We start from the raw sequence: 25,086 nt of genomic DNA, 5'->3' as shown, positions 1-25,086 counted from the left end.
TATATATGAAATATAAATCTATATATGAAATATAATTTTATACATGAAATCTACGTTTTAGTTCTGTTGTTGCAGGTCGATCTCCGAATACCAGTGTACCACCGAGCAACAGAGCACTCATAACATCTGCAATGATCATAAAGAAATCATGTTTAAAGAACTTTCCGGTAAGCATAAGTATTGTCAGGATCACACAAATAATAATGATATATACCTGTAATAAAATATAGGATTGCCAATTTTCGGTATTAATAATCATCAAAACAAGAATTGCAATGTCTAGCATTGCAATAACACAAGGTATTGCAAAGTCGATTGACCATCCGGTATATCCAAGTATATAATCAACCAATACAAGAACGGGCATGATGAAAATTGCCTGTACCAGCATTTTCTTTCGATGACTCTTATTGTGCCTAAATGAATAGATCAGTGAAAAACAGGCATATGCAAGTCCGATTCCGCACAGGGCTGACCATTTTACCTTTGAATATGTCAGGTAATTGATCAGAATAAGGACACCTTCTACAACAATACTGCAAAATATTGTCAGTTTAATAACAAACCGCATACGACGCATTGCGGGCGTAATATCCGGATACATAACAGATTTTGACTTCTCACCGGTTCCTTGACTATGGTCAAGAAAGTCTTTTTCACTTTCCGGATCTTTCACCGGATCATATTCCAGAACTCCGTTACATAAAGGACATGAAAGGGAGTGATCCAGAACATCTATGTTACAACGTCTACATTTACTCATAATACACCCCGTTACTTTCTATCGATACATGAATTCCGTCTCGAACCATCTGGCGGAAAAATTCTTTTTGTATAAATGTTTCACGAATGGCAGAGCTGAAGGTGAAGACCAGTGTATCCTTATAACTGATGACACTTCCTTTGATGAACTGTCCTTTGGACATTGACAGAACGACATGGAAGCGGTCGATATATTCCTTATACATATCATCAACGGATACAACTCCAAGGTTTGTGATCGTTGATGTATTTGCTTTTAATGAAGCTTTATAAATACGGCGCATGGCGATGCTCTTAAAGACACGCGGAACGGCACGGATGATAAAATTTACTTCATTGGAAACGTTATAGGATAACAGCTTCTCCAGATTTTCTTTATTGATTTGTTCCTTCAGACTATCTGCGATGATGTGCAGAACATCTTCAAATGTATAAGTATCCTTCTCCGGCTTGAAGTAAGCGGAGACAACGGCAAAGAAGTTCTTCGTTGTATTGGAATTAAAATATGGGCGAAGATTTACAGGAACGACGGTGCTGATCGGACGCTTGGAAGGCTGACCCTTCAGGTATTCTTTGTAGATTGCCCAAGTAAATGTACCGAGCAGATACTGGTTGATGGTTACGCCATATTTTGCTGCCGCCTGTTTGATCTCGGCAACCGGGATGTAGCCGTGCAGGATAGCAAAATGATTAAATGGCAGCTTTTCCCCCTTTAAGATAACTGCTTTTTCCGTCTTATAGGAACGTTTGGCAGGTCGTATATAGTTCTTCTTATAGCTGTCCTCGATATCCAACGAGGAATCTGCATTTAAGGTATTACCTGCTTTTTCAGCAAGTTCCGGGTATTTGTACCGGAGGTACTGGTAAGTCAATTCCTTCAGAAAAATAAGAGCACCATTTCCGTCTGTTAGGACATGAAATACTTCCAGATTGATCCGCTTCTGATAGTAGGTAACACGGAACAGATATTCGTTATTTGTATAGGGATTGATATACAGACAAGGATATGTATCTTCCGGTATTACCCTTGGAGCAGGCCGATTATTTGCTTCAAAGTAATACCAGAAAATACCATTTTTTAGTTTGTGATTAAACACATCAAAAAATGGAAGAATCTTGTCCAATGCCTTTTGCAGAAGTTCTGCATCGATGTCTTCTGTCAATGTAACGGAAATGCGGTAAACATTACTTACATTTTCACTTACAATGACAGGAAACAGATTGGCTGTATTATCGAGTTTATCCCATTTAATTGTCTTATTTAATCGTTTAGACATGAAAGATCACCTGATTTACATAGCTTCCGGTGCATTGATTCCAAGGAGATCTAATGCATCGTGAAGTGTTTTCTTTGTAAGGTATGTGAGCATGACACGGGCATTCTTTACATTTTCCTCCGGCACGTTGATACGTGTAGAGTTGTAGAATTTGTTAAATGCCTGAGCAACATCTACAGCAAATCTTGCAACAACAGATGGTTCGTATTTCTCTGCTGCATCCGATACAACCTTAGGAAAACGGTTGATTTCTTTTAAGAGATTCATAGCGTCCGGTTCAGAGATCGTGCTATAATCAACCGGCTTTGCAGGATCAAAATTCTCAGCAAGTCTTACAACGCTGGAGCATCTTGCATGGGTGTACTGAACATAAGGACCGGTCTCACCATCAAAGTTCAATACTTTGTCCCAGCTAAAGGATACATCTTTGATACGCTGGTTATAAAGGTCATTGAAAAGAACAGAGCCAACACCGACGATCTTGGCAACTTCTTCTTTATCAGGAAGGTTTGGACTCTTTTCTGAGATGATTTCAAAACTCTTTTTAATTGCATCATGCAGGATGTCTTCTGCGTAGATGATATTTCCGCTTCTGGTTGAAAGCTTTGCACCCTCTAAGCTTACCAGTCCATACGGAATGTGAACCAGAGAATCCTTCGCCCAGTCATTTCCGAGAAGCTCTACTACTTTGAACACCTGTGCAAAATGCAGCTTCTGTTCCTGTCCGGTTACATATAAGCATTTTGTGAAATGATAGGTATTCTTACGATAGAAGATAGCAGCCAGATCACGGGTTGCATAGATGGAGCTTCCATCTTTCTTTGTAACGATACATGGAGCCATATCATAGTCGGACAGATCTACGATCATAGCACCCTCGCTTTCCTTTAACAGGTTCGCGTTTGTCAACTGGTCAACAACGTCCTGGCATTTGTCACGATAGAAGCTTTCACCGAGATAATAATCAAAATCCATACCCAGAAGATCATAGGTACGTTTGTATTCTACAAGACTGATGTCCTTGAACCACTGCCAGATTGAAAGTGCTTCTTCATCACCATGTTCCATCTTGCTGAACCATGCTCTTGCTTCATCTACAAGCTCCGGATTCTTGTCTGCTTCTTCATGGAACTTCACATAGAGACGCATAAGCTCGGCAACGCCATCTTTCTCAACTGCTTCCTTTGTGCCCCAGTTCTTATATGCAACGATCAGCTTACCAAACTGTGTACCCCAGTCACCTAAGTGGTTGATACGGATTACTTTATAGCCGAGTTTGGAATAGATCTTATAGAGGGAATTACCTATGATAGTAGTTCTGAGGTGTCCAACGTGGAAGTTCTTTGCTACGTTTGGCGAGGAGTAATCGATACAGATAACCTTGTCTGCACCTTCGTCTGAACCACCAAAGTTGTCCTTTAATGCAGCTTCGATCATAGTCTGGACAAAGATATCTTTCTTTACGAAGAAGTTTAGATATGCACCCTGAACATCAATCTTATCGAGAAAATCAACATCACCGATAGCTTCTTTGATATCGGCTGCAATCAGATTTGGTGCTTTATGCATAGTCTTTGCAAGTCTGAAGCAAGGAAATGCATAATCACCAAGCTCCTGCTTTGGTGGTATCTCAATAAAGGTTGCTATTTCTTCAGCAGTCATGCCTTCTACATGATCTGCAATCAGATTTACGATTTTTTCTTTCATAATTAAGGTTGTCCTTTCAAATTCTTTCTTATATATTAAGGAAATGTCCTTATTTTTCTTTCATTTCATAATTAAGGGGGAGAACCCATAATCTACATTATTTCAATTGGGATAGAAAAACGGATATCTGTTCCACTAATGATATCACCATCTATCTTAAGTTGTCCATTTAACAGATAAATAAGCTCCTGAATGCGGTGAAGTCCACTGTTCCATGGAGAGGTGTGACTGTAATTCTTATCAATGCCGATGCCGTTATCGTTGATATGTACCGATATCTGATCGCTAAGAATCTGAATATTGATATCAATACGATTTGCATTTGCATGCTTATATACATTGTCCAGACATTCACACAGTATACGGATCAGACTGATTGTGATAATTTCCGGAATCTCGATCGAAGCGTCCGGACAGTCAATGTCAGATTCAATGACACATTCCGGGTGAGTGTCTTTATATCGGAAAATGGTATCCCTTAACAAGGTTTCAATCGGTACAGACGTATCGATGTCCCCGGTAAGTCCTGAAAGGATAGCATTCAGAGAATCTTTCATGGAAATTGTCCTTTCAATCAGTTCATCAAGGGTGACTGTTGCCCGGTTGATATCGGATTTGATCAACCATGACAGGGAATCCAGAGTATGTCTGGTTCGATCTAGCTGATCCAGAATATCGGTATGTAGGGTCTGTACCAATTTGTCCTGATCGTATTTCTTCAGACGTAAGATATTGAATCCATGATTGATAACCGGAAGATTTTCTTCGGTAGATTCATCATCTTCAAGTGCAGTTGATTCTTTTGTGAATTCATCTGCCAGTTCGTCCAAGAAAGTATCCAGTTTTCTGGTCGCTGTATGAAGGAGAGTGATCCTGCTTTTCAGCTCGTCAGCATCAGCCTGTAAGCTATGGATATTTGCCGTAAGTTCAGCATCAGAAGCATTTAGTTCTTTTAATTCCTGTTCAATCTGTGCTGCTTTTTCCTCCTGCGTTGTAGTCGTTGTAGAAAATGGAGAAAAAACATTATGTCCGGCACTGTTTTTAAAGGAATAGACCTCCAGTGTTTTCATAAGCTCATCAATTTTGATCTTCAATTCAAACTGCTCTGTTTTTAAAGACTGGATCTGTTCCAGCTTCGCTACATACAATCCGTTGAAGTAGTCCAGCATTTCCTGATTGGAATCCCGCACTGTTTTCAGATTTTCCGTTGTTGAAATATCCATGATATTCTCCATTCTCCTCTATAACCGATAAGAGGTTTTGTTGTTTTTATTGTACCTTATTCGTCAAGGTCATTATCAAATGTTTCCTGCAGCTGTCGTCGGCGTTCTTCATATTGTTTTCTTCTTGCTGCCTGAATCGCACGCTGACGTTTTCTTGCCTTCTTTATATGGATCAGATAGATCACAAATAATATGGCAAGAAGAAGCAGAGCTGCAAAAATGATCCATAACGGACGGATTAATAGTTTCTTTTTTGTTATTGAAGCTGCAACTGTAGTATCAGCTGCATTCTCCGTGTTTTTTGATGACAGCTGTTTACCATCCGGATTATAGCCGGTTACGGTAAGATCTGTTATTCCGATCATATTTCCTCCATAGGAGAGGATCAGATGCCCCACGGTATAAGTATCTCCATCTTTTACAGGTTCTTTGTTATATTCGATACTGTAAGTTAATTTCTTAATATCATCATTTTTATTGAAATTCAGTTTATAGTCCTTATCAATCTGCAATGTAATATCAGAAGCGGAATCAGCTTTGTAATAGGAGTTCAGATAATCAAGCGTCTGTGATGTCTGGGTGCTGTCAAAGGTATAGTCGGCCAGAGGGGTCTGGAGACTATAATTCCGGAAGCAATACTCATAGATGGCTTTGCTGTCAGTGTAGGTATTTGCCGCACCGTTGCAGTTCATCAGAACACAGATCAGTTCTGTATCACCTTTTTTACTCCAGGTAACAAGGGTATTTAATGCATCGTTTGTGTAGCCGGTCTTACCGCCTTCACAGTATTCATAGTAATATTTGCTGTCAGGATTTGTCATCTTGCAGTGTTGCCAGAGCTGACGTTCTTCCTCACAGATATTTGTCGGTCCGATGACGTGATTTCTGGTACCTGTTATTTTACGGAATTCATCGTGTTTCAGACAGGCTTTGGTTATTAACGCCATGTCATAACAGGTCGTATAGTGATTCTCATCCGGCAGGCCGTTTGCATTTACAAAATGAGTGCCAAGGCAGCCAAGTTCGACTGCACGTTCATTCATCATCTTAGCAAAATCTTCGATGCTCCCACCGGAGACAAATTCTCCGATGCCCCATGCAACTTCATTTGCGGATTCCAGCATCATACCATAGAGGGCATCCTCCATAGTGATCTGTTCACCTTCATCCAGACCGATATGGCTGCTTCCTCGATCAATGCCGAAGACGGCATCGTGTGACATTGTTACAGTATCGGTCAGTTTTGTATTTTCAATGGCAAGTAAGAAGGTCAAAAGCTTCGTAATACTTGCCGGGTACTGTTTATCAAAAGCGTTTTTTTGATATAGAATATTCCCAGTATTTGCATCCAGTACGATGGCATAGTTGGATGCAAGCTCCGGTGCTTTGCCCGGTTCGTCAGGGTACTCGGTTGTAACTAAGTATTCAGTTGTTCCATCCTCATCTGTGCTGTTATCTGATCCTTCGTTTGTAGAGTCATCAGATGCCGTATTCGTAACTGTACTGTCTGGAAGAAACAAATGGTCTGTTCCGGCAGCAGAGGATGACGTGCTGTCTATATAGAAAACGCTCATGGTAAATAACAGAACAGTGGACAGGATAACGACAGGAATTGCATGTCTTGTCCTGTTTTTCTTCGGGTTCTTTCTTATCTTCATGAACGGTTATTCTCCAATGCTATTTCTTTGTTCGATATGCAACCAGCCGGTTGATCGGAGTACCAAGAGCAGAAAACTTTGCTTCGTATTCTGTCATGATATTTCCTTCGTTGTATTCGGAATGGTGCAGATCATATGTGTAGTTTTCAAGTGTCCATCCTGCTTCCGGAACCTGCTCTAAGGAGAAGTCAAATAATGGGCGGTTATCTGTCTTGAACATAACGCGTCCGTCCGGCGCAAGAATATGATCGTAGTGTTCGAAAAAGTGAGTTGAAGTCAGACGTCTCTTGGCATGGCGATCTTTTGGCCATGGATCAGAGAAGTTCAGGTAGATATTTGCTACTTCATTCTCTGCAAAGACATTCTCGATATATTCGGCATCCATTCTTATAAAATAAAGATTTGTCATGCCTTCTTCCTGTTCACGTTTCTCGATGGCGCGCACCAGAACGCTGGAATATTTCTCGATACCGAGATAGTTGATATCCGGATTCTGTCTGGCAAGCTCCATAATAAATTGTCCTTTTCCCATACCGATCTCGATGTGGATAGGATTTGTATTTCCAAAAAATTCGCTCCATTTGCCTTTCATGCTTTCTTCGTTATGCACGACATATTTGTTGTCGGCAATTGTCTCTCTGGAGCCTTTTACGTTTCTAAGTCTCACGAGGGTGTTCCTCCAAAATAATCTTAATTCGCAACGTCCACTATGTGGTCAATTCGCAATGCCCACCATGTGGTCAATTCGCAATGCCCACCATGTGGTCAATTCGCAATGCCCACTATGTGGTCAATTCGCAATGCCCACCTCGCCTGACGGCTCGTTGTAGTGCTTCGCACTATAGAATTACATATATATAGAACTCGCCGTAAGCAAGCTTCCGCTCGTTCTACATATATATAATTCTGCATTGCTCATTGTTCCATTATATCAATATTAGGGTTTTAAAGTAAATAGCAGGGCGGCTTTTTTTATGTTTTTTCGTGGGTTTTCATAAGAAAATCTGCGAAATAAAGGAACTTATTTCAGTTTCTTCATATAATGTGTTATAGAGGACTTTTTTACCGGAAGGATGGAAGGCGTTGATGGATGAAAAAAGTAATTCGGTTTGGAGGGGTGAACGATGCGGAATCAGAAATTTCAGAAAAAAGTGACAGCCCGTAGTTATTGTAATAAAGGATTTAACCGGTGGTGTGTCTGCCTGTATAAGGGGTATGAGGAAGTAAAAAAGATTTTAAATCAGGATTGTTGTAATAGAGAAAAGAAACCGCACTGCTACAATAGAAGAAGATAAAAATCAATAGGGAAAAAGTACAAAAATCCGCATAAAATCTATGCAAATAACCGATATTAAAAAAAGTTAAAATTTTTTGAAAAAAATGCTTGCATTTGGATAAACTATGTTATATAATCAATTTCGTTGTCGGCGAGATAACAAATTAAAAAAGACTTCGGGCCGCTAGCTCATTTGGTAGAGCACCTGACTCTTAATCAGGGTGTGCGGGGTTCGAGCCCCCGGCGGCCCACTACAAAAGTCCTAATTTGGCAGATATTTGAAGCTGCTGGGTTGGGGCTTTTTTTCGGTTTAGGAATATATATTTTTGATTCAGGTAGTTCTCTTTTTTTCAGGAATAATAACCGTTACGGAATAGATTCCATTTTCGTAATTGATCAGGCAAAATCCGCCGCAGGCTTCAGCAGAATTTTTTACATTCTTCAAACCATATCCATGAATAAAGTCCAGATTTTCTATATCTTCCGGTGGTTTTTCTCCAATAGGAAAATGGTAGGTATTTGTAATATAGATCGTAAAGGTATGTTCAATCGTCTGAATATTGATATTGATTTCTCCACTCTGTTCTTCCAGACAGGCATTTAATGCATTATCTAACAGGTTTCCAAGAATAATAGTCATATGATAATCGTCACATGGAACAAGGTCATTGTCGATTTTTAGTTTGGTTGTGAGTTTGATGTTGTGTCGGGCAGTCCGAAGCATAAGATTGCTTATAAAAGCGTCGATGACCAGATTTCCTGTATTTACAGTACAATATCTGGCTTCCAGATCGGACATGGTTTCTCTTGCATATGGAATGATACGATCATAGTGTTCTTCATTTACACAGGTCTCAATATAGAATAAATGCTTCTTGATATCATGCATGAATCCACGAATGTTTTTATAGGCATCTCCAAGCTGCTGGTATTTCTGTCGCTGATAGTTTACCTGCTCGGTAAGCTGTCCTGCTTCCTGGGCAAGTGATTCAGCTTTTAAGACGCTCTGAAGAAGAATGTAGTTTACGATATTAATAATAAGCAGAAAGATAACAAGGATCAGGTAAGCATCAGGGTTGGTTTTATTCATGTGGAAAAAGGATGGCAATAGAACCAATATGCAGGATAAGGCTGGAATAAGAATCAGAAGTGCTGCATATTTTTTTGACTTTACACCGGCTTTTTTCTTCTTAATAATGTGAATAATCATGATAATCAAGATTATTAACAGATCACATATAAAAGAAATGGATGTAAATGTTATCTCAGGGAGGGTGTCGAATTGGATCGTAACATCCGTAAAATGAGCAATAATATAGTAGGCAAGCTCCTCACAGATTGAGATTATAATGGAGTAGCTTACAATTACCAATACACGATAAATAAACCCGGAGACAAAAAAGAAAGAGAGAAGAAAGGTCCTCAGATTTGTCAGTGAGGTACGGAAAAAGGTAACCATGTTTGATACATCACCATTAAAAGGCGCAGTTATCTTCCAGAAGATAAAATCAGATAATAAAAATGCAAGTATCAGCCAGTAAAAGCGTACTTTATCTTTTCTTTTTTCAAACATCGTCTGAAAGTATAAATATAATACGATGTTATCAATTATAGAACTTAACAATGTAATGTATGTTGACATTGATTCTCTTTCCTCTATAAAAATAATTAGTTTAATACATGTATGATTCGATCTGCATATAACTGCTGTAATGGACTTATCTTTCTTCTGCTGATCGGAAGCTGTTCACCATTATCCATTAAAACATGTGTCTGCTGAATGATCTGGATATGACCAATGTTGATCAGATATCCACGATAAGTTGAATAAAAGCTGTGTGTTGCCAGACGATTTTCCCATTCCTGAATGGTTCCCTCGCCATATAGAATAGCATCAGTCAGATGATATTCAAGATACCGTTTTTCACCTTTCACTGCCTGAATATATAAAAGGTTATTAACGGGGATCAGATGTTCTTCTCCATTTGTATCGATCACAATTTTAGTTATGTGTGAATGTTGATAACGACGGATAATATCAGACAGTAATTTTTCAATTCTTACATAGCTTACCGGTTTTGTAAGAAACTGAAATGGTTGTACTTCAAAGCTTTCCTGCATGTATTCAGGATAGGATGTTACAAATACAATAAATGATTCATCATATAATTCATCACGCAGATATCTTGCAATCGTCATGCCATTGATTCCGGGCATTTCGATATCCAGCAGAAGAATCTGAAATGGATGTTTCCGCTGTGCCTGTAAAAGGGCTTCGCCGGATTGGAATGATTCGATTTCAAATTGGATATTGTAAGATATCATATAATGCTTAATGTGTTCTGTCAGACAGGCAATATCTAACTGAGTGTCATCACAGATGCCGAGTCGAAAGGTCATAAATTCCTCCTGTTTTTCCAGATACCGATGTATACACTTATTACGCCTTCCATCATACAGATTGTAACCATTCCCATATAAAGTATCTGTCTGCATATATAGAGGACGATCATAAGGATACTCATAATTATACAGGTTATTATACATCGGTGAAATAATTTTTTTCGCTGATCTACAGATAATCGTTTGTTCTTTGTATCAACCGGTGCAACAGGGAGGATCATACCCCAGAAAATCAGATATAGAATAAGCAGCCCGACAGGTTCTATATATGGTACAAGAACCGGACCGAGAAAAACAGTCGCCAGATAAATGCCATATGAAAGCAGGGTACACCCAAGTCTTGTATTTGCATGGAAGCCTCCGGCAAAATGACGGATCGGGATAGTAACCAGAAGATAGCAAATGGTAATGCCAAATCGATGGACGAGCAGACCGAAGATAAGAACTATGATATCATATAAGAGAGACTCGATCAGATAGTCAAAGAGATAAGCATATATGGATTGTTGTTCTTTTGGTATCTGTCCGTCTTCTGTTAATATATCTGCCAGATATGTTCCGGGTTGTTTCATCAGCAAAAATCCCCCTTTTTATTAATAAAATCAGTATAACATGAAATAGTAAAAAATGTATTTTTTTAGAGTGAGTGGTCGAAATTCGGGAGTGAATGGTACAAAAATTACCGTTCACTCCCGAATTTCGACCACTCACTCCAAAATCGTCACAATTTGAAAAAGATGTGCTAAAATAAAGACACGGTTTGGGCTTTAGCCGTTGTGATTAAAGGGCAAAAAAGAAGAAAGGGGGAGATACTTATGAAGAAGACAGTAACCAAACTAATCTGTAAGTTTGGCGCACAACTCTGTGCCGTGGCTATGGTGATCGCACCACTGGTATCTGATATATGTAGAAATAAGTATTATCAGCCGGAAGAGCCTGAAGGATTAGCGGCTTTTGCCAATAAGCATAGGGTTAGCTAGAGGGGCTAAAAGTAGAAAGTGATTCTTCAAATAATGAAACACGTCATATTTTCCATGTTGTTTATAATAAGAAAAATCGACTGTAAATGGAAAATATGACGTGCTTTTGTTAAATAAAAATATTGAGCGCAGAGAGGTGGATATCATGATAAAAATAGAACATTTGACAAAAAAGTATGGAGAAGGAGATTCCTGTTGTCTGGCGCTTAATGACGTTAGTGCAGATATTCAGGAAAATACATTTACAGTTATTACAGGCAAAAGTGGAAGCGGAAAAACAACATTATTAAATATGATCGGATTGATTGATAAGCCGGATTCTGGAAGCATATTGGTTGAAGACAGGAATATATTGGACTATGGTAAAAAAGACTGTTTACGATATCGTCGGGAAATGATTGGAATGGTATTCCAGTTTTTTCAGTTAATACCGGTTCTTACATGTCGGGATAATATTATGATCGCAAATGAATGTGTAAAGAAATGTAAGAAGGATTATTTTGATACATTGACAGAACAATTAGATATAAAAGATCTTTTAAATAAATATCCGGATCAGTTATCAGGTGGACAACAACAACGGATTGCAATCGCGAGGGCATTGATCAATCAACCCAGGATCATTCTGGCAGACGAACCAACCGGTAATCTGGATTCGGAGAACAGCAGACGTGTCATTGATCTGTTGAAACAGACAACAAATGAATATGGCATGACTTTGCTCATGGTGACGCATGATGCTGATATTGCAAAGCAGGCAGATCACTGTATTCATCTTGTTGACGGAAGAATCCAGCAGAATTAAGGAGGGGAAACAATATGAAGTGCCGATTGATATTTCACAATATCCTGCACAACAGGAAAAAAGCGGTTCGGGCAATTATAAGTATTTGTTTTTCTGTTATGCTTATCTTTTTCTCGATCAATGCATATATATCATTTCAGGATATGCGGCTGCAAAATGCGTATCAGACAAATGGAGAATATAATATTACTTTACATAATGTAACATATAAGGTTCGTGACTGGATATTGGAGCAGTATAAGGATCAGGCAACACTTGGTGTAGAAAAAATAGTTGCAAATGTAAATAATGAATTATGCATCGTGGATAGTGATGCAGCTTCGATCACTATGAATCATTACCAATTAGAAAAGGGCATTTTTCCCCAAAAAGAAAATGAGATTGCTATATCGGCAACAGCCAAATACAAAAATGTATATATTGCAAAACAATTTGATCTGGGAGACACAGTTACCTTCAAGGATCAGACCTATACGATTAGTGGAATTTTAAATGATTATGATTATAGTACACAGGATGTCTATAAGGTTGCGATCGTAAATGGAAGTATACGGGGAAATTTATACAACATCTATATTCATTTTAATGATCGACGGGACTATCAGCCGGGATATAAAGCAATAAAAAAATATATGGATCTGAGTTCCAAACAGATTTTTAATGGTGATACCGCCCATGGATTTATGGAAGGATACCATATGATTACAAATGGAGATCTGAATGCGATAGAGATTGACAGATCAGGCGGGCTGGAGGATACCAATATTGGACAACTCCTCATGGGTTTTATCATACTAATCATACTTACTTCACTCATTCTTGGTATTCATATTTTCCTGTCGTATATGAGTGAAAGAAGTAATCAGCAGGGAATCCTAATGAGTCTTGGATTTTCAAATAGCTATATTTTTTCGGCATATTTCCTGGAGGGTTTCATTCTGATAATTATTGGATGTGTGCTTGGACTTATACTTGGAAGATATATTACCATTTTGATCTTTAAGCTTATACAGTCATTACGAACCATCCCACTGGAACATTTCGCTCCACAGTTCCAGCCAATTTCATATATGGTCATTTGGGGAATCTGTGTATTGGATTTTATAGTTGGAATCTGTCCTGTATTAATATATCGTTCAAGAATGAAAATGATCGATATTATGAAAGGTGGAAAGAACAATTATAAGGTAAAGGATAAACGTGGATCTGAAAAAGGAAATATCATGATGCGGTATTCCATTCGGGATACCGGAGATTATGAAAAGGTATTTTCATTCCTGTCTCTTGTCTTGATCGGAATGGTAACGATGCTGGTTCTTATGGTAAATCGTTATGTATCATATCAGTTATTGTCTGAGGAAAGTCAGGATGTACAGTTTTCACTAATATCCGATGATGTCAGTCATATGGACGATTTTGAAAATCTGATACCGGGCGTTTCCTACTATGATGAGGTTTATGATACTATGGGTGAGTTTTTCATTGATCCTTCTCTTATCAATATGGACTATGCAGATGATTTGATATTTTCAGATGATGAAAAGGGTGTGTGGTGTGAGATTGTTGGTGTCAGTGAAAAACAATATAACCGAAAAATAGAGATGTCACAGGAGGTCAGCTATAATAAGTTTGTCCAATCTGGAGGAGTGATCATAATTGATAATTATAAGAATACAGAAGATTGTATTTTAAATGATATCCCGGATACACTAAAGTATGCGGGTCGTCAGGAGGAAGAAGGACCGGTATTTTCAGAGGGAGAAGTACCGGTTTTCGGAAGAAGCAGATTCTTAAACTGGAAGGATCAGAATGGAATCGCTATCATTGTTCCTGAAGAGCTGTTTAAAAAACAATTCGATTATACAAATGTACTTATTAATATAAATGTAAAGTCGGGTTATGAGTTAAAGGCAGCAGAGTTTCTGAATACACATGCACCTGTATATGAATATTCTTTTTTTGATACTTTGACAGATTACATCCGGGATCAGGATAATAAGAAAACGATTCAGGGTGGTACTTATGGAATTTTTGTAATCATTATGGTAATTAATTTCCTGGCAGTTTTATATATTCATGCACTGACATTCGTTCGACGCAGACACAACTTTGCCATCCTGAAGGCAATTGGCCGCACAGACAGCAGTATTATTTTGCCGATGCTTCTGACCAAGATTGGTCAGGGAATTGTTGTATCTATTGTAGCTGTCTTTATAGTGACACTTTTGTGCCGCTTATATTTGTCAGAAATAACAAAAAATATTGTGTTAGTTGATGGCTGGAAAAGCATAGCACTGGTGCTTGCATTTGTTCTGTTTATTCAGATAGTGGCAATTTTTATGGATGTTATTCAATTAAAAAGACAAAGAATCTTAAAGGATCTGAGAGAGGAATAAGGGAGGGTAATTATGAAAATGAAGGTAAAGATTCTTGTTATAGCATTAATGGCAATATTTTGTATAGCTCCTACGAGTGTTCCAAAGGCAGAGGCGGCTGGAACTTTAAAGACAATGTATGTACATCCATCTATCTGGAGCGTTCATGGTATATATACAAAAACATCAACAGGAAAAATAGTGTATGCAAAGAATGCATCTGGATTTGGTAAAATGGAGTACTGTTATGGACAAGTCCGTTCTAATATATCAGGTAGTTGGGCGGCATATTCATCATCAATTAAGTTATACAAGAACAATAAAAACACTACAATGAATCTTACTAACACAATAGATAAGAATAAAAGTGTTAGTTTGAGGGTTGTAGGGCTTGGAAGCAGTCAAACAAGTGATGACAAACAACAAATAACATTTATATACTAAGTAAGATAAAATATTATTAATTTCTCTCAGATTCTTTTATGATAAGAGCTGACACGATAACAATAGAATTGTTAGGTGTCAGCTCCTTTTTTTAAGATATATTATTTCAATTCTTTCAATATCTTTAAGGTATATTCCCATGTTCTGCGGACACTTTCAACGTTCATGGATTCATTGGTTGTGTGGATATCGTCCATATCCGGTCCGAAGGATACACAGTCGAGTCCCGGCATTTTCGACGCAAAGATTCCACATTCTACACCGGCATGGAGTGCCTGTATCACAGGTTCTTTTCCATATTGCTGTTTAAATATTTTTACCATCAGATCGCGAAGAGGAGACACCTCCCGGTATTCCCATGCAGGATAATCTCCGGTTATTGTCAGTGTTCCGCCTGCAAGAGTGGCGAGAGATTTCAGGCTGTTAAGCAGAGCATCTTTTTCACTTCCGATACTGCTTCGGACGGAGCTTTTAAAAGATACTATGCCATTTGTTGATTGATCGTCTGGTTTGATCGTTGACAGGATACCGAGGTTCAGGGAAGTCTGAACCAGCCCTGCGATATCTTTGCTCATTTTCCGGACACCATTTGGATAAGTCATTAAGACATCGATCACGGTATGGGTAGATGTATCCGTCATTGTGGCTGCCGGAAGATCAACAGGCTCTAAGGTGATACAGATATCCGGGTCTGTATGGGTGTATTCATGACGGATGATCTGATTCCATTTGGAGATGAGATCCTGAAGGCTTGAGTGCACAGAATTTGCTGGAATATTTGCATGGTCTGGTGTGTTTATGTCAGACATATCGGTATCAGAAAAGATAACGACAGCTTCTGCATCGGTCGGGATGGCGTTATCTTTTAAACCGCCGGAGAGCGTGGATAATTTCATATCAAAATCATTTGCAAGTGCGTTCAGAACACGTCCCAGCACCTTGCTGGCATTTGCACTTTGCTTGTTGATCTCGACACCGGAATGACCGCCACAGGCATGTGAGACAGAGAGTTTATAGGCCGATGCCTTTTCGTTCGTATTTTCCCATATAACGGGGATCTGAACATCTGCGGTTGCGCCGCCTGCACAACTGACAAGCAGATAGCCTTCGTCTTCGGAATCAAGATTTAACATGATACGGGATGAGAGTGGCGAACAGTCAAGAGCTGCCGCACCGAGCATACCGATCTCCTCGTCAACCGTAAAGACAGCTTCTAATGGTGGATGTGGAATATCGTGGGAGTCGAGTATTGCAAGTGCAAATGCGACAGCGATTCCATCATCACCGCCAAGGGTCGTGCCTTCTGCGCTGATAATGCCATTTTCCAATTTGAGTTTCAGACCGTCGGTATCCATATTGATCGGGCAGTCCTTTTCTTTCACAGCAACCATGTCCATATGTCCCTGCAGTATGACAGGGGCAGAAGTCTCATAGCCGGAGGTTCCCGGCTTAAAGATAATGACATTGTTGGAAGCATCTTTGATATATTTCAGTTCATGCGCTTCGGCAAATGCTGTCAGATAATTACTGATCGCATCGGTATGACCGGAGCCATGTGGGATGGAGCAGATTTCTTCAAAATAATGAAATACATTTTGTGGTTCTATAGATGATAATACAGACATATGTGCCTCCTTGAAATAAGCTTACAATATAAAATGTGCATATCCAGTATAACACAAGATATGCACAGATAGTTGTTGTATTATTTTCCAAGGGCAGTTGTTCGTAAAAAAGATTCCTGATATTTTCTTGGAGTGACTCCAGTTGTCTTTCGAAATACTTCTGTAAAATAACTCTGGCTGGGAAATGCCAGAATTGATGCAATTTCAGAAGGCGAGAAATCAGAATAAAGTAACATATTTTTCGCTGTTTCAATTTTTTTATCACGAATATAGTTGCTGATTGTCTGACCGGTTTCCTTTTTAAAAAGCCGGGATAGATAGGAGATATTTAATCCTGTCAGCTTAGCAAGCTGTTCTGCTGTGATATGAGTATGAAGATGATCATAGATATAATCCAGACAGACAGCAATATGGAGTGATGATATTTTGGATTTTCGAAGGTTTCGCATTCGTTTCGCATAATCCATACACATGGCAGGATGAAGTGCTGCAACTTCCTCTGGCGTTTTGCAACGGTCCGCTTTTTGGATATAGAAATCGCTCAGACTGTAGGCATTTGACAATTCCATACCACCTTCAATGCAGTAACGTGCAATAATTGCTGTTGTAATGACATAATGGTATTTTATGTTTTGAAGATAGTGGTCGGACAAGGTGCCTAATCCTTCTTTATCTAATAAGGATTCCTGACACAGCTGTTTAACCTTTGCTACATCTCCTTCTTTTATCGCTGCATAAAAGGAAACCTCCGGATTGTATGGAGCCCGCAGAAGATTATTTTCCCTTTGAACAAATTCTCGGTATACAAGTTCTTTTTTTAGTTGCATATCCTATCCCCATTCGTATAAAGCAGTCATAAGACTATATAGTAAATATGACAGATAAAACAAAATGACTATTAGTAAATTTGTATAAATTGTATCATAAAACATGGCTATGGTCAATAAAACGATATAAAAGTAATATAAACGATATAAAGAAAACTGTAATCTTCTTATACTATTTGCATAATAAAAATCTATACGGGAGGTATGTATTTATGAAAAATGCAAAAAAGATTATTGCTTTTTTAATGGCTCTTACTCTTTTGGTAAGCACCATCCAGATGCCGGTTATGGCTGCAACAACAAAAAAAGCAACAATCAAGATGGTATCGATTGTAAAGCCTGAGACAAAAACACTTGTTTTAAAAGCAAAAAAATCATACCAGTTGAAAACAAAAGTAACTGTAAATGGAAAAATCAGTAAAAAGGTAACCTATGAATCTTCAAATAAGAAGGTTGCTACGGTAAGTAAAACCGGTAAAATCAAAGCACTGAAAAAGGGAAAAGCAACTATAACAGTAAGAAGCAAGGTGAATAAGAAGAAAAAGACAACTTTGAAGGTTATTGTTGGAACACCTGTTAAATCTGTAAAGCTCAATAAAAGCAAGGTGAAAACACAGGTTGGCAAGAAGGTAAAATTAAAAGCAACAGTTTCACCTAAAAAAACCAGTGTAAAGGGTGTAAAGTTTACTTCAAGCAATAAGAAGGTTGCAACAGTAAGTAAGAAGGGTGTTGTTACATGTAAGAAGGCTGGAACGGTTACAATTACAGCTACGGCTAAAGATGGCAGCGGAAAGAAGGCAAAATGTAAAATTACTATTAAAAAGAAGACCACCAAGCCATCCAATAAACCAGAAACACCAAACAAGCCGGAGACACCAAACAAGCCGGAGACACCAAATAAGCCAGAGACACCAAACAAGCCGGAGACACCAAACAAGCCGGAGACACCAAACAAGCCAGAGACCCCAAATAAGCCGGACGACAAAGACAACAAGCTTTCTTATGATGGATATAATCTGAAATGGGAAGATGACTTTGATGGTGATGCGTTAAATGAGGATGACTGGAATTATGAAGAGCATGCACCAGGATGGGTAAACAGTGAATTACAGGCATATGTAAAGTCTGATCAGAATGTATATGTAAAGGATGGAAAGCTGGTTATCCAGCCTGTCAAGACAAAGAATGAAGATGGTTCATATTCTATTACTTCAGGAAGAATCAATACTCAGGGTAAGCATGATTTTACATATGGATTGTTTGAGGTAAGAGCTAAGGTTCCAAGCGGAAAAGGTTTCCTTCCGGCCTTCTGGATGATGCCAACAGATGAAAATCTGTATGGACAGTGGCCAAGATGTGGAGAGATTGATGCTATGGAAGTTATGGGTCAGGAAACAAATAAGGTTTATGGTACGATTCATTATGGAAGTCCACATGCTGAAAAACAGGGGACATATACATTAGAAGATGGAAATTTTGCAGATGAATATCATACATTTTCATGCGACTGGCAGCCAGGTAAAATCACATGGTATGTAGATGGAGTAAAATATCATGAGACAAGTGACTGGTTCACAGCAGTTGAAGGTGAGACAGAGGTTGCTTATCCGGCACCATTTGATCAGCCATTTTACATGATCTTAAATCTTGCAGTTGGTGGATCATGGGTTGGATATCCGGATGATGATGCAGATTATATCAATACTCAGAGTTATAGTATTGATTATGTAAAAGTATATCAGAAGGACAGCTACAATGAAGATGTAGAAAAACCTGTTAACGAAGTAATTATCCGTGATCCGGATGCAAATGGAAACTATGTAAACAATGGAGATTTTGCTAAGACAGAAGATCTCACAGATGACATAGACTGGAAATTCCTTACCACTTTAGAAGGAGAAGGAAATGCAGTTATTAATGACAAGACAATTGAAATACATACAGATAATGCAGGAACAGTTGATTACAGTATTCAGCTTGTTCAGCCATCAATTCCTGCAGAAAAAGGTGGCGAATATACAGTAACATTTGATGCATGGGCAGATGAAGCACGTACTATGAAAGTAGATGTATCTGCACCAGATCGTTCCTACAAGCGTTATCTGAATGATACGGTTGTTGACCTGAAAACAGAGAAGCAGACCTATACTTATACATACACCATGATGGATAAGCCGGATGCAAATGCACGTCTGGAGTTCAATTTCGGTGCTACAGATTCAACAGCTACTGTATACATTACAAATGTATCAATTAAAAAGACAGCACAGAAGGAAATTGATAATAGTAAAAAACCTTTATCAGATGGTAACTATATTTACAATGGTGGTTTTCAGGAAGGTAAGAATCGTCTCGGTGACTGGACTGTGACAAATAACTGCCAGGCAGTAGTTAGCGTAACAGGATTGGCAGATGGCCGTCGTCTTATGGTAAAGGCTGATACAAAGAATAAAGCGGATGTAATCCTTTCACAGGATGGTCTTCCACTTAACAGTGAGACAGAATATGCATTGAGCTTTGACGCACAGGCAGATACAGATATGCAGCTTGATGTAGTTATTGCAGGTGAAACATTTACTGCAGATGTAACAACAGACAAACAGACATTTAACTATGTATTTAAAACACCGGAAGAGTTAACTGATGCACTTAAGACGATAACATATTTCCTTGGAAATAAGGGAACGATCTATTTGGACAATGTTCGCGTTGTTGAAAATACACTGATTAAGAACGGAAGTTTTAAGGCAGGTTTCTCCGGTTACGAAGTATATGCAGAAGGCAGCACAGATGTATCTTATGTAGTCGACAGTCAGACAGAAGATTGTGCAGCAGATTTTACGATCAAGGATACAGGTGCTCAGGACTGGATGATCCAGTTAAAGCAGAACAATATTAGTCTTGAAGAAGGTCAGTGGTACAGACTATCATTAAAGGCAAAATCAGATATGAACCGTAAGCTTATGGTTGCACTTCAGAGAGATGGTTCATCTGATGATGACTGGACACCATATTCAGGATCAAAGACAGTTGATCTTACAGATGAATATCAGTCTATTGTTGTTGAGTTCAAGATGAAGAACAAGAGTGATCCTAGAACAATTTTAAGTATTTCTATGGGTGCTGTAGGCGGTGTTCAGATCAAACAGCAGCATAGAATCTGTATTGATGATATTATTCTTGAGAAAATTGATGCTCCAAAGGTTGATGAGACGGAGTCAGATGTGAATCTGATCAAGAACGCAGATTTCTCAGAGGGAGACAATGGACTTTCAAACTGGGAAGGTGGTATTATGGGTGATGCTGTTGGAACACAGACAGTTGATAAGGGTGTTATCACTTATGAATTATCAGATGTTGGAACTGCTGACTGGAATGTACAGTTGAAGCAGACGGGACTGGCATTGGAAAATGGAAAGACCTATGAAGCAAGTATTACTTTAAAGTCAACCGAAGCAAGAACGGTATTATTGAATTTCATGAGCAACACTTATAAATGGTATGGTGGAGAAACAATTGTTCTTCCAAAGAATGAAGAGGTTGTAAAAACCATTACATTCACAATGAATGAAGAGACAGATACTGATGCTGGATTCTTCCTCTCTATGGGTAAGATTGCGGATGTTGATACCCCTGCATCTACAATCACAGTATCAAATATCTCTTTAAAAAAGCTTGCTGAATAATTCACAGGCATATAAACACATAAGTATTTATGCAAGGCAGGCACTGGTGATAATACCGGTGCCTGTTTCTGTTGCGCAAATAAGTTATTGAGATATTATTGTTTGTTAAAGCTGTAAACCTCGGCAATCTCGCTGATGGAGACATAGGCTTTATCGTCAAGTTCATGGACAATATTCTTCATCTTTCCAATCTGGAAACGGTTTACAACAATGTAGATCATGGTCTTTTCCTGATCCGAATAGAAGCCCTTTGCATCGATCATCGTTATACCGCAGGAAAATGTATCCGAGAGTTCCTGACAGATTTCCTGTGGCTTCGTTGTAATGATATAGGCGGCTTTGGAACGGTCAATACCTTCTACGATAAAGTCGATAGTCTTAAGTGCAGCCATATATGTAACGATGGAATAGAGAGGCAGGATCCAACTGTTCAGGATAATGCCACAGATGATATAAAGCATTACATTATATGCCATAACAAAGGTTCCGACGGTGATGCCAAGGCGTTTGGCAAATATGATCGCAAGTGTCTCGATACCATCCATTGCACCGCCAAAACGGATCGCAAGTCCGCTTCCCGCACCAGAGATCAGACCGCCAAAGAGTGCGCACAGAAGCAGATCGGAGCCTGCAAGCGGAGATACAAATCGGACATCGACAGGAAGGACATCTGTAATCAACCATGCACCCAGAGAGTAGATTGCAACTACATAGATCGCATAGATGGTGAAGGTAGATCCCTGCTTTTTCCAGCCATATAAGAATAGTGGAATATTTAAAATAATAAGGAAAACAGAAAGTGACAGGTGTTCCGGAGTGATCTGGCTTAGCAGCATGGAAGTACCGGATATGCCACTGTCATAGAGATTAACAGGACTTAAAAATATCGTAATACCGAAGGCATTGATAAGCCCGGCAATGGTCAGCCCGAGGATATTTTTCCAGTGTAGGGAACGAAAGATGGTTTTTAGTTTATTCATATAAAAGCCTCCTGTTCTGTCATATACATTTTTTACTATGGTCAAATATTACACGAGAAAACCATTGATTACAAGAGAATCGTGCTTAATTTAATTAAATCTTTACTGGAAGTTTATTGTTTTCTTGCATTCGTATTTGTCAGAGAGTAAGATAGACTCATATATTATGTGATATTAGAGGAAATAGAATAATATGAAAAATGTTTCAGAAATTATAAATCAAGGAAATAAAAATGCAGAGCTTCCGGCATGGTTAAATATGCGGCATGCATGGAGTGCCAGTGATGCAAAGCGGGATGAAGGGCTGGCATATCCGGATAATGTAATTCAGATCAAGAATCTGGATTATAAGAAAGCGATAGACGTAAAAAAATGGAATGAATCTTTCCAGAGAGAAGATAATGAAAGAATCATTTATTATAATGATCCGGACGATGCTTTGAATCTTGATTCTGAACGTTATGCATCAAACAGTTTATTTGATATATATTATCCGGCTGAGCCGGATGCGCAGACAACATATCCGGTGATCGTCAGCGTTCATGGCGGTGGATGGTTTTATGGAGATAAAGAGCTGTATAGTTATTATTGCTGCCATCTGGCATCAAAGGGATTTGCGGTTGTAAATTTTAATTACCGACTGGCACCTCAGAATAAATATCCGGCAGCAATCGAAGATGTGGCATATCTTATCCGATATATTCATGAGAATGCAGGGGTGATTCATCTGGATATGGAAAAGTTTTATATGCTGGGGGATTCAGCAGGAGCGCAGCTTACGGCAAATTATTGCATTATTGCCGGGAATGCAGCGTATCGGAGCAAGCTGGATTTCTTTACATATGACAGACTTCCAAAGGCTGTGTGCCTGAACTGCGGAGCATATGAGATGGACAAACTGGAGGATAATATTTCTGACTGGTATATGAAGAAGGAAGATGGAAGTTATGCAGTATCTGAAGAGCAGAGAAAATTGTTTCTTTCACAGCTTGAGTATCTGACGAAAGATTTTCCACCGGCATATCTGATGTACAGTGTAAATGATAATCTGAGATTTCATACCATTTATTTGGATGGACGAATGGAGACGCTGGGTATCCGGCACGTGATCCGGTCATTTGGAGAGGAACATCCGGATAGCGGACATGTATTTCACATCAATTTGAAAAACCCGGAAGGCGTACAGTGCAATGAGGAAGAATGTGCATGGTTCCGTCAGTATGAATAAGTGCATGGCGATTCATATAGAAAGTATATGTATTTGTAAGACTTGAAAAAATATGAAATGAAATTTGGAGTATAAGAAAATGGCAGAAGGTTGTAATCATAATTGTAGTAGTTGTGGAGAGAGCTGTTCATCAAGAACTGCTCCTCAGAGTTTACTTGAAACACCACATGAAGGAACAAAGATCAAACATATTATAGCAGTTATCAGTGGAAAAGGCGGTGTTGGAAAATCATCCGTAACGACATCCCTTGCAGTTACCTTGAATCGTCTTGGTTATAAAACGGCGGTTCTGGATGCAGATATTACCGGACCTTCGATTCCGACAGCATTTGGAATAAATGAAGAACCGGAGAGAGGCGATGATTTCCTGTATGCGGTTGAAACAAAGACCGGAATCAAGATGATGTCAATTAATCTGTTGATCGAAGATCAGACGGCACCGGTTATCTGGCGTGGTCCGATCATCGCGGGAGCAGTAAAACAGTTTTATACAGATGTTGTATGGGGAGATATTGATTATATGTTGGTTGATTGTCCGCCCGGAACCGGAGATGTACCGCTTACGATATTCCAGTCTCTGCCTGTTGATGGCGCAGTTATTGTTACAACACCACAGGATCTGGTGTCTCTTATTGTGGAGAAGGCAGTCCGTATGGCAGACGATATGGGAATCCGTATCTTAGGTCTGGTTGAGAATATGTCATATTTCAAATGCCCGGATTGCGGCAAAGAACACAGCATCTTCGGTGAGAGTAAAGTAGAGGAGATACAGGATCGTTTCGGTATCGAGACGGTCGTAAAGCTTCCAATCGACCCTGCACTTGCCGGTCTGATGGATGAAGGTAAGATCGAGGATATGCCGGAATCAAAGCTGAAGGAATTCGCACAGACGATCGTGGGAAAGATAGGATGAAACTTAGAAAATTACTGGAAAGCTGCCACCTGTGTCCGAGAAAATGCGGGGTGAACCGCATAAACGGACAGACAGGGGCATGTAATGAAACATTATCAATATCAGCCGCAAGGGCGGCATTGCATATGTGGGAGGAGCCTTGCATTTCCGGAGAGAACGGATCGGGCGCGGTATTCTTTTCCGGGTGTTCACTTGGATGTGCATATTGCCAAAACCATGATATATCCGGGGGCTTGAATGGAAAAGAGATCACGATAAAGCGCTTATCGGAAATCTTCTTTGAGTTAAAAGAGCAGGGAGCCAATAATATCAATCTGGTAACGCCGGATCATTTTATTCCACAGATCATAGAGGCAATCGATATGGCAAAGAAGCAGGGGTTCGATCTTCCGTTTGTCTATAATTGCAGCGGGTATGAGGAGATCGAAGCCCTGAAGCTGTTGGATGGATACATTGACATTTACCTGCCTGATTTCAAATATATGTCGGCAGATCTGGCAGCAAGATACAGTCACGCACCGGACTATCCGGAGGTGGCGAAGCGGGCACTGGTGGAGATGGTACGACAGGTTGGAGGCGATCAGACGACATTTGACGAGGATGGCATCATGAAGCGTGGTGTTATTGTCCGTCATCTGGAGCTGCCGGGATGTATCGAGGATTCCAAGGCGGTCGTCCGTTACTTATATAAAACATATGGAAATAATATTTACATCAGCATTATGAACCAGTACACTCCGATGGAGGGTATCGGTGAGAAGTTCCCGGAACTGAACCGCAAACTGACAGAGCGGGAATATGATGAACTGGTTGATTATGCGATCTCGATTGGTGTAGAAAATGGTTTCATCCAGGAAGGAGAAACGGCATCAGAGAGTTTTATACCTCCATTTACAAATGAAGGGATATAGAGAAAG

General features: G+C 39.3%; 20 protein-coding genes and 1 tRNA gene. 9 read left to right on the top strand and 12 right to left on the bottom strand.

Going from position 1 to position 25,086, the window contains the following annotated elements:
* Positions 1–37 precede the first annotated feature (37 nt).
* The 6 genes from DWW43_RS08605 to trmB all read right to left on the bottom strand — a co-directional run bounded on the left by DWW43_RS08605 (position 38) and on the right by trmB (position 7,294).
* On the bottom strand, positions 38–763 hold the full coding sequence (locus tag DWW43_RS08605; protein WP_008401693.1) for a DUF6320 domain-containing protein: 726 nt from the start codon (positions 761–763) through the stop codon (positions 38–40).
* The gene (locus DWW43_RS08600; RefSeq protein ID WP_008401694.1) at positions 756–2,039 is read right to left on the bottom strand and encodes a hypothetical protein; all 1,284 of its coding nucleotides are present in this window, start codon (positions 2,037–2,039) and stop codon (positions 756–758) included. Before DWW43_RS08600 ends, DWW43_RS08605 begins: the two co-directional genes overlap by 8 nt.
* Positions 2,040–2,054: 15 nt before the next feature.
* Positions 2,055–3,746 carry an arginine--tRNA ligase gene (argS, locus tag DWW43_RS08595; RefSeq protein WP_008401695.1) on the bottom strand — a complete coding sequence of 564 codons (1,692 nt, stop codon included), beginning with the start codon at positions 3,744–3,746 and terminating at the stop codon, positions 2,055–2,057.
* A 92-nt stretch (positions 3,747–3,838) separates the two neighbouring features.
* Positions 3,839–4,969 carry an ATP-binding protein gene (locus DWW43_RS08590; protein ID WP_119963312.1) on the bottom strand — a complete coding sequence of 377 codons (1,131 nt, stop codon included), beginning with the start codon at positions 4,967–4,969 and terminating at the stop codon, positions 3,839–3,841.
* Positions 4,970–5,025: 56 nt separating this feature from the next.
* Positions 5,026–6,627 carry a D-alanyl-D-alanine carboxypeptidase family protein gene (locus DWW43_RS08585; protein ID WP_119963308.1) on the bottom strand — a complete coding sequence of 534 codons (1,602 nt, stop codon included), beginning with the start codon at positions 6,625–6,627 and terminating at the stop codon, positions 5,026–5,028.
* A 19-nt stretch (positions 6,628–6,646) separates the two neighbouring features.
* Positions 6,647–7,294: a tRNA (guanosine(46)-N7)-methyltransferase TrmB gene (gene trmB, locus DWW43_RS08580; RefSeq protein WP_119963307.1), complete on the bottom strand. Its 648-nt coding sequence runs from the start codon at positions 7,292–7,294 to the stop codon at positions 6,647–6,649.
* A 787-nt stretch (positions 7,295–8,081) separates the two neighbouring features.
* Here trmB and DWW43_RS08575 point away from each other — a divergent pair.
* Positions 8,082–8,154: transfer RNA gene (locus tag DWW43_RS08575), tRNA-Lys, on the top strand.
* A gap of 80 nt (positions 8,155–8,234) precedes the next feature.
* On the opposite strand, the gene DWW43_RS08570 is transcribed toward DWW43_RS08575, so the two are convergent.
* The 3 genes from DWW43_RS08570 to DWW43_RS08560 are packed head-to-tail and all read right to left on the bottom strand — an operon-like array spanning position 8,235 to position 10,878.
* Positions 8,235–9,545, bottom strand: coding sequence for a GHKL domain-containing protein (locus DWW43_RS08570; RefSeq protein ID WP_243104440.1), 1,311 nt, complete (start codon positions 9,543–9,545; stop codon positions 8,235–8,237).
* A 26-nt stretch (positions 9,546–9,571) separates the two neighbouring features.
* Positions 9,572–10,303: a LytTR family DNA-binding domain-containing protein gene (locus tag DWW43_RS08565; protein WP_008401702.1), complete on the bottom strand. Its 732-nt coding sequence runs from the start codon at positions 10,301–10,303 to the stop codon at positions 9,572–9,574.
* Entirely contained in the window at positions 10,300–10,878 is a 579-nt protein-coding gene (locus DWW43_RS08560; protein ID WP_008401703.1) for an accessory gene regulator B family protein, read from the bottom strand. Before DWW43_RS08560 ends, DWW43_RS08565 begins: the two co-directional genes overlap by 4 nt.
* A gap of 243 nt (positions 10,879–11,121) precedes the next feature.
* On the opposite strand from DWW43_RS08560, the gene DWW43_RS12100 reads away from it, so the two are divergent.
* From DWW43_RS12100 to DWW43_RS08545, 4 genes are all read left to right on the top strand, one after another.
* Positions 11,122–11,286: a hypothetical protein gene (locus tag DWW43_RS12100; protein WP_156782870.1), complete on the top strand. Its 165-nt coding sequence runs from the start codon at positions 11,122–11,124 to the stop codon at positions 11,284–11,286.
* Positions 11,287–11,431: 145 nt separating this feature from the next.
* The gene (locus DWW43_RS08555) at positions 11,432–12,091 is read left to right on the top strand and encodes an ABC transporter ATP-binding protein (protein WP_179960553.1); all 660 of its coding nucleotides are present in this window, start codon (positions 11,432–11,434) and stop codon (positions 12,089–12,091) included.
* Positions 12,092–12,105: 14 nt separating this feature from the next.
* The gene (locus tag DWW43_RS08550; protein WP_008401706.1) at positions 12,106–14,487 is read left to right on the top strand and encodes an ABC transporter permease; all 2,382 of its coding nucleotides are present in this window, start codon (positions 12,106–12,108) and stop codon (positions 14,485–14,487) included.
* Positions 14,488–14,499: 12 nt separating this feature from the next.
* The gene (locus DWW43_RS08545) at positions 14,500–14,910 is read left to right on the top strand and encodes a hypothetical protein (protein WP_008401707.1); all 411 of its coding nucleotides are present in this window, start codon (positions 14,500–14,502) and stop codon (positions 14,908–14,910) included.
* A 101-nt stretch (positions 14,911–15,011) separates the two neighbouring features.
* Here the strand turns inward: DWW43_RS08545 and DWW43_RS08540 are convergent, their stop codons facing one another.
* Both DWW43_RS08540 and DWW43_RS08535 read right to left on the bottom strand, forming a co-directional pair.
* Complete coding sequence (locus tag DWW43_RS08540; protein WP_119963306.1) at positions 15,012–16,535, bottom strand: aminoacyl-histidine dipeptidase; 1,524 nt, start codon at positions 16,533–16,535, stop codon at positions 15,012–15,014.
* Between the two features lie 80 nt (positions 16,536–16,615).
* Positions 16,616–17,362, bottom strand: a complete 747-nt coding sequence (locus DWW43_RS08535) for an AraC family transcriptional regulator (protein WP_008401709.1) — start codon at positions 17,360–17,362, stop codon at positions 16,616–16,618.
* A gap of 212 nt (positions 17,363–17,574) precedes the next feature.
* Between DWW43_RS08535 and DWW43_RS08530 the strand changes: the two genes are divergently transcribed.
* Positions 17,575–21,048, top strand: a complete 3,474-nt coding sequence (locus tag DWW43_RS08530; RefSeq protein ID WP_008401710.1) for a carbohydrate binding domain-containing protein — start codon at positions 17,575–17,577, stop codon at positions 21,046–21,048.
* 95 nt (positions 21,049–21,143) lie between these two features.
* On the opposite strand, the gene DWW43_RS08525 is transcribed toward DWW43_RS08530, so the two are convergent.
* Positions 21,144–22,028: a YitT family protein gene (locus tag DWW43_RS08525; RefSeq protein WP_008401711.1), complete on the bottom strand. Its 885-nt coding sequence runs from the start codon at positions 22,026–22,028 to the stop codon at positions 21,144–21,146.
* Positions 22,029–22,221: 193 nt separating this feature from the next.
* Between DWW43_RS08525 and DWW43_RS08520 the strand changes: the two genes are divergently transcribed.
* The 3 genes from DWW43_RS08520 (at position 22,222) to DWW43_RS08510 (ending at position 25,080) form a co-directional block, all read left to right on the top strand.
* Positions 22,222–23,256 carry an alpha/beta hydrolase gene (locus DWW43_RS08520; RefSeq protein WP_119963305.1) on the top strand — a complete coding sequence of 345 codons (1,035 nt, stop codon included), beginning with the start codon at positions 22,222–22,224 and terminating at the stop codon, positions 23,254–23,256.
* A 79-nt stretch (positions 23,257–23,335) separates the two neighbouring features.
* A complete protein-coding gene (locus DWW43_RS08515) occupies positions 23,336–24,169 on the top strand; it encodes an Mrp/NBP35 family ATP-binding protein (RefSeq protein WP_119963304.1) in 834 nt (277 codons plus the stop codon).
* Positions 24,166–25,080 (top strand): radical SAM protein, encoded by a 915-nt coding sequence (locus DWW43_RS08510; protein ID WP_119963303.1) that lies wholly within the window; start codon positions 24,166–24,168, stop codon positions 25,078–25,080. The genes DWW43_RS08515 and DWW43_RS08510 overlap by 4 nt, the downstream gene beginning before the upstream one ends.
* The last annotated feature ends 6 nt before the right edge of the window (positions 25,081–25,086 follow it).

This window comes from Clostridium sp. AF15-41, assembly GCF_003604095.1.
Lineage (GTDB): Bacteria > Bacillota > Clostridia > Lachnospirales > Lachnospiraceae > Coprococcus.
Note: the sequence above shows the minus strand (reverse complement) of the source record. Positions and strands in the feature narration are given on the sequence as shown.

Excerpts from the sequence above, each read along its gene's own strand:
- DWW43_RS08605 (WP_008401693.1), bottom strand. The coding sequence starts at position 763 with ATGAGTAAATGTAGACGTTGTAACATAGATGTTCTGGATCACTCCCTT.
- DWW43_RS08600 (WP_008401694.1), bottom strand. The coding sequence starts at position 2,039 with ATGTCTAAACGATTAAATAAGACAATTAAATGGGATAAACTCGATAAT.
- argS (WP_008401695.1), bottom strand. The coding sequence starts at position 3,746 with ATGAAAGAAAAAATCGTAAATCTGATTGCAGATCATGTAGAAGGCATG.
- DWW43_RS08590 (WP_119963312.1), bottom strand. The coding sequence starts at position 4,969 with ATGGATATTTCAACAACGGAAAATCTGAAAACAGTGCGGGATTCCAAT.
- DWW43_RS08585 (WP_119963308.1), bottom strand. The coding sequence starts at position 6,627 with ATGAAGATAAGAAAGAACCCGAAGAAAAACAGGACAAGACATGCAATT.
- DWW43_RS08570 (WP_243104440.1), bottom strand. The coding sequence starts at position 9,545 with ATGTCAACATACATTACATTGTTAAGTTCTATAATTGATAACATCGTA.
- DWW43_RS08565 (WP_008401702.1), bottom strand. The coding sequence starts at position 10,303 with ATGACCTTTCGACTCGGCATCTGTGATGACACTCAGTTAGATATTGCC.
- DWW43_RS08560 (WP_008401703.1), bottom strand. The coding sequence starts at position 10,878 with ATGAAACAACCCGGAACATATCTGGCAGATATATTAACAGAAGACGGA.
- DWW43_RS12100 (WP_156782870.1), top strand. The coding sequence starts at position 11,122 with ATGAAGAAGACAGTAACCAAACTAATCTGTAAGTTTGGCGCACAACTC.
- DWW43_RS08555 (WP_179960553.1), top strand. The coding sequence starts at position 11,432 with ATGATAAAAATAGAACATTTGACAAAAAAGTATGGAGAAGGAGATTCC.
- DWW43_RS08550 (WP_008401706.1), top strand. The coding sequence starts at position 12,106 with ATGAAGTGCCGATTGATATTTCACAATATCCTGCACAACAGGAAAAAA.
- DWW43_RS08545 (WP_008401707.1), top strand. The coding sequence starts at position 14,500 with ATGAAAATGAAGGTAAAGATTCTTGTTATAGCATTAATGGCAATATTT.
- DWW43_RS08540 (WP_119963306.1), bottom strand. The coding sequence starts at position 16,535 with ATGTCTGTATTATCATCTATAGAACCACAAAATGTATTTCATTATTTT.
- DWW43_RS08535 (WP_008401709.1), bottom strand. The coding sequence starts at position 17,362 with ATGCAACTAAAAAAAGAACTTGTATACCGAGAATTTGTTCAAAGGGAA.
- DWW43_RS08530 (WP_008401710.1), top strand. The coding sequence starts at position 17,575 with ATGAAAAATGCAAAAAAGATTATTGCTTTTTTAATGGCTCTTACTCTT.
- DWW43_RS08525 (WP_008401711.1), bottom strand. The coding sequence starts at position 22,028 with ATGAATAAACTAAAAACCATCTTTCGTTCCCTACACTGGAAAAATATC.
- DWW43_RS08520 (WP_119963305.1), top strand. The coding sequence starts at position 22,222 with ATGAAAAATGTTTCAGAAATTATAAATCAAGGAAATAAAAATGCAGAG.
- DWW43_RS08515 (WP_119963304.1), top strand. The coding sequence starts at position 23,336 with ATGGCAGAAGGTTGTAATCATAATTGTAGTAGTTGTGGAGAGAGCTGT.
- DWW43_RS08510 (WP_119963303.1), top strand. The coding sequence starts at position 24,166 with ATGAAACTTAGAAAATTACTGGAAAGCTGCCACCTGTGTCCGAGAAAA.